This is a genomic window from Gemmatimonadota bacterium, from assembly GCA_026706345.1.
Lineage (GTDB): Bacteria > JAAXHH01 > JAAXHH01 > JAAXHH01 > JAAXHH01 > JAAXHH01.
In genome coordinates this window covers 1-5220 of record JAPOYX010000040.1, presented here as the reverse complement: position 1 = coordinate 5220, position 5220 = coordinate 1, and the positions used below count along the sequence as shown (strand labels likewise).

Here is a 5220-nt window from a genome sequence, read left to right as displayed (position 1 = left end):
CGGACATCGCCTTTGCGCTGGCCCTGGTCGGTGTGTTCGGGCGGCGGGTGCCGACTGCCCTCATGGTGTTCCTGCTGTCGCTCGCCATCTTCGACGATCTCGCGGCGATCGCGATCATCGCGGTCTTCTACTCGGCGGACTTGTCCCTGGAGGCGTTGCTCGTGGGCGTCGTCGCGCTGGGTGTCGGCGTCTCCCTGAACCGGCTCCGCGTGACGCGCACGACCGCCTACGTGCTCGTCGGGGTCGTACTGTGGGTTGCCATGCTGAAGTCCGGCGTCCACGCGACGCTTGCCGGGGTGCTGATTGCCTTCTGCGTTCCCCTGCGGGCCTCGGAGGGACGATCACCGCTGAAGGAGCTGGAGCACGACCTGCATGCACCGGTCGCGTACGCGATCCTGCCGGTGTTCGCCTTTGTCAACGCAGGATTGGCGCTGGGCGGGGTCGGCCTTGAGGACGTGCTCCATCCCGTGACGTTCGGCATTGCAGCCGGGCTCTTCCTCGGCAAGCCGATCGGCATCGTCTTGTTCGTTGGCCTCGGCGTGCTGTTGAAGGTGGTGACCCTCCCGCGGGGCGTGACCTGGGGGCAGATCCTTGGCGTCGCGTGGGCGTGCGGCATCGGGTTCACGATGAGTCTGTTCATCGCCGGGCTGGCCTTCGAGCACGGAAGCGGGGCGTACTTTGCGGGCGACAGGCTGGGGATCCTGATTGGGTCGGGCGCTTCCGCGGTCGCGGCCTGGCTGGTACTGCGCTGGAGTCTTGGGCCACCGAGAGGGGGCAACCACGGGGCTGGTACCGGTGCAGACGGACGTGAAAGCGAGCTTCGTTGACGTCAAGGAGCAGGTGCCCCCGAGTCCGTACCGAGACTGGCCCGGATCCTCGTGCGGGAGTGCTGGCGGCTGCAAGGGGCGACGGCTACCGGTCGGTGGTGGCGTGGTGGAGGATCAGCGCGGCCGCTGTCACCTGGTGACGGCTGACCTTCCTCCGTCCGCGCGCTGGTCAAGGCGCCTGCGATTGCGCGCCGCAAGGGCAGCGCGCCCGAGACCTTTCTGGAGGCGGTGGGCCGGAGTTCGGGCGACAGCTTCACGCTCTGCTACCGCGGCATGAAGGCGATGCTCCCGGATTACTATCCGGAGAGCGTGTTCCCCGTGACCTACGCGATGAAGGACCTCGACTATGCGCTTGAGCTTGCGGCGGAGGTCGGGATCGACGCCGCGGGCGCAGATCTGGTGAAGGCGCTGTTCAACGAAGCCATCGAGGGCGGGCTCGGTGCGCGCTACCACCCGATTATCGCAACCCTGATCGGTCGCGTGCAGTTCACCCGACCGGGGCAGGGAGTACCCGGGGTTCGGTTCCCCGCACACTCCTCACAACTGGGCGAGACGAGCTTCTTCACCCTGCAGCTCGGCGACTTGCTCTCTAGCCCCATCCCTCGCAGCGAGCACATGTCGCCAGCGGTCCGGCGGCGGTATCCGGAATCTTCCTTGAGACCGTAAATGGGAAACGACCAGGCCCCGAGGACGCGCCCCTCGAGCTGGCAATGTCTCGTTCAGACGGGATCGACCGCGTCGACTCGCTCATCGTGAATTCTGTGCCATCGGTTGCCGTTTCTTGGAAGCTTCCACAGGTGTCGGCATCATGGGGCGCGGGATTGCTCTGCAATTCAAGACGGCCCGGGCGGGTCGGTATTGACCTACCGTCCAGCGGCCGGGGAGCGAAGCATCATGGAAATTTGCGCAGGGACCAGCGAAGGCGTCTTTATCGTGGCGGAGGGGGCTGCCAAGCAGGTTCTTCAAAGCCGCGACGTCCGCGAACTCGTTCGTATCGACGGATCATGCTTTGCCGGCACGGACGACGGCCTGTACGTGTCGAATGACTCGGGCCGGACGTGGGCACCGTCGGGTCTCCAGGGCAGGGAAGTGTGGCAGGTCCGCTCCGACGGTCGCGGGACACTCTACGCGGGGACGGCGCCCACGGGGCTGTTCCGGAGCGACGATCATGGGGCCACCTGGACGGAGGTCGTGGGCCTCGCGCAGTTGGCAGATGCCGGAGGATGGCAGATTCCCATGAATCCGCCGGTCGCGGCACGAGCGCGCGCTCTGGTCGTTGACGGTACGCGCATTCTGGCCGGCGTCGAAGTGGGCGGCCTGGCCCTGTCCGAGGATTCCGGCGAGACCTGGTCCGTAGTCCTGCCCGGCGACAACCCGGACCTGCACATGCTGTTCGCGCACCCGGCGGAGCCAGACACCCTGTACGCGTCCACCGGGTACGGACGCTTGGACGGGGTAGCGGAGATGGTGGAAGGCAACGCCGGGGTATTTCGATCCGACGATGGCGGCCGCACATGGACGTACGCGTGGAAGGGCATTACGCCGCGCTACTCCCGGCCGATGTGCATCGATCATCGCGCGCCGTACGGGCTGACCGTCGCAAGCGCGCCCTCAGCATTTTCGAACTGTCGCGAGGAGCACGGCGCGCAGGCAATGCTGTTCCGGTCCGAGGACGGCGGCGAGTCGTGGCGCTCGCTGTGCGACGAGGCCCATTCCCCGAGTGCCGCCAACTTCCATGGTTTGACGGTGGACCCGAAGGCGCGGGGCGGCGTGCTGGTCGGCACGGATACCGGGGAGGTATGGCGCGTCAGCGACAGGGCCGGGTGGGAACTGTGCGGCGAGGGTATGCCGACCGTACTTTCCCTTGCGGCGGCGGCCTGACAGCTTCGCGACTCGTCAAGATCGGACTTACGCGCGATCTCAAGAGCCTCGCAATTGTCGGGGAGTTGCTCGGTCAAGTGCAGGTGCAGGCGATCGCGCTAGGGTGACCCGGATTGTCACTCCTTACAAGGGAATGGCGCGTCATTCCATTCCGGCAACAGGCCAGCATGCGAGCCATCGAGCGGAGCCGCCTAGGGATCATGGTGCCCGGCAATCCAGCGGCAGGGGGGGGAGGCCGGGCCGCTGCCCCAAAACGTACATATACCCGACCTCGTTCGTCATAAGGTTTTTTGGTCCCGAATCATATTCCATATATCCAGCGGTATAAGGTTTCGCAAACTAGTCATACACCAAATAAGGTATTCATTTATTTACGATTTCCGGTTACCGTCGTCAATTCATAGCAACCCACCATTGACGGAGGGACGTAATGCGCACGTTGACAGATTTGGTCCGCTGTGTGGCTTTGGCCATTTTCATCGCATCGACGATGACTGTGGCGGTCGCAACCACCACCGCCACGGAAGTATCGGCGAACCCCTGCCCGAACAACCGTTGCCGGTAATGCCGAGCCACTGACACCCCTGCAAGATCCGGGGCTGTGTGATTTCCGCTTCGAGTTCAGCAGGTCTCGGCCATGGAGCGCGTCGATGTCTTCAGCACTGGAAGCACCTACCTGAGATGAACGTTTAGAGATCGGTCCCTAAGCGGGCGTGGCGAACGCGCAATAGATGACCCGGCGAATCCGGCGCCTCTGTGCGCTGCAACTCGAATCCGGGGGGACTTCGCGGGATGTCGCGTTTGAGTCAATTTAGGACCAATGGCGGAGGGATCGCGCAAAATGCCGGATACAGCCCAAGAGCCAACACCTGCAGCCCAAGAAGTAGCTCTAGTAGTCCAAGAACTAACTCTAACCGAAGAATTGTTGTTATGGGGGGCAGTCGTCATCTGCTTGGCAATAGTTGGCGGCATCCAATATCGAGCCTTCGGGACCGCGGGGAAGACCAGGGTTCCCGGAAGTCTCGCTAGTTTCTTCTACTTGCACGAGATCGTCGAGAAATGGCAACGAAATGTCTGTGCCGTTGCTACCGCGATTCCACTCAGCTTCGTATTCTTTGTTATTGCCATCAAACCGGAAACGTTTGGCCTGGCCTTAATTAAAGCCCTTCTGCAATTGGCAACTGAAGGCACCGATGTATCTGAGTTGCTGGACGATGTGTTGGTGTATGCACCCCCTGCCTTGTTTCCGTTTGTAATTTTGCTTATTTCGTTTCTGGTGTTTGGAGCTCAAATAAGATTCTTGTTCCGTAATATAGAGAAAGGAGTAGTGTCTGTGGCGGGCCTTGCGCACAGGGCTGAGGACCTGGCGCGAACAATCGCCAATGAACTTCTGAGCAAGCAGGCATACGAAGACATTGTAAACACGGTGGAAGAGCGACAAAAAAAGAAACTGGTGTTAGCAGAGGAGCTAGAGAACAGCAGTAATGAACAGCGCTTGTCTTTCCAGTTGCTGCATCTGGCCAGACAAGATATTCCTTTCAAAGGTCTTAGGGACGCGCTCCTTGAAGTTGTAGACCAATATTTGTATGACGTGATGGACAAAACGACATTGGAGAAACTGCGTGAGCCGGGCGAACTCGAGGCAATTTCGTTTGCAAAACCGATACTGAGGTTAAGGTGGTTTCATGGACTGGCAACCGTAGTGATTTTTGCCATCGCATGCGGAGTTTACGCAGGGTTAGTGCCCATGGCGCATGCCGAATTTAGGGATTTGGGCGTAGTCTGGCCCCAGTACGAAAAGATGAGTGCTTTGCTGGGAACGATGCTACTGATGGTCTTGGCTTCGGTCATCCCGCTGTTCATTGGCTTGCTGTTCTTGGCAAAACGTACAGAAAATGTCCAAGAGACGATCGTCCAAAGACTTTCGGTCGTGTTTGCCGCCGTGTCTCTCTTGTCCATCGTGGTGAATTTTGCGTATGTCCTGCTCCAGCGAGCCGAGTTTAAGTTGGGGCAGCTGGTAGGAAACGAGAACTTGATTGGGGATTTCCAGGAGTTCGCCGGGAGCTCCGAGGTCGTGTACGCCTTTTCGCATTCGCTGATCCCGGGTTTCGCGATACTCGGGATGGTTTTTGCGAGCCGGTGGGTGCGGTCCACCCCGCAAGATAGTGCCATCGCTGTTGGAACTGCGATCATTACATTTGGGCATATGCTGTGTTATGCCGTTTTTGAGGAAGTGTCCGGAGTGGCTTGGCGGTACTATTGGCATCAGGGGCTGTCGGCGTTCTTCTTGACTGCCGTAGCTTTTGCGATCGGGAAGCTGTTCTGGACCCCGTTGTGGGATGTGACGGGGCAAAGATTGGCCGAAACGGCCGGACAATCACTGGGTGCTCGAGAGCGATAGGTTATTGATAACGGACGCCTTAACGAGATCGATTCGCCGGCCTGACGCCGATGTCGATACTACGGATCTCCTGGCTGCCCGACGGCTTGTACGCGCCAGATTCGGTAGGCA

General features: G+C 60.4%; 4 protein-coding genes. All 4 read left to right on the top strand.

Features of this window, described 5'->3' with window-relative positions; genetic code table 11:
- The coding region (gene nhaA / locus OXG98_04150; GenBank protein ID MCY3771195.1) for a Na+/H+ antiporter NhaA at nt 1–827 on the top strand (827 nt) is incomplete at its 5' end.
- 165 nt (nt 828–992) lie between these two features.
- On the top strand, nt 993–1493 hold the full coding sequence (locus OXG98_04145; protein ID MCY3771194.1) for an NAD-binding protein: 501 nt from the start codon (nt 993–995) through the stop codon (nt 1491–1493).
- 228 nt (nt 1494–1721) lie between these two features.
- Complete coding sequence (locus OXG98_04140) at nt 1722–2708, top strand: sialidase family protein (GenBank protein MCY3771193.1); 987 nt, start codon at nt 1722–1724, stop codon at nt 2706–2708.
- 841 nt (nt 2709–3549) lie between these two features.
- Entirely contained in the window at nt 3550–5109 is a 1560-nt protein-coding gene (locus OXG98_04135; protein ID MCY3771192.1) for a hypothetical protein, read from the top strand.
- Nucleotides 5110–5220: the final 111 nt, after the last annotated feature.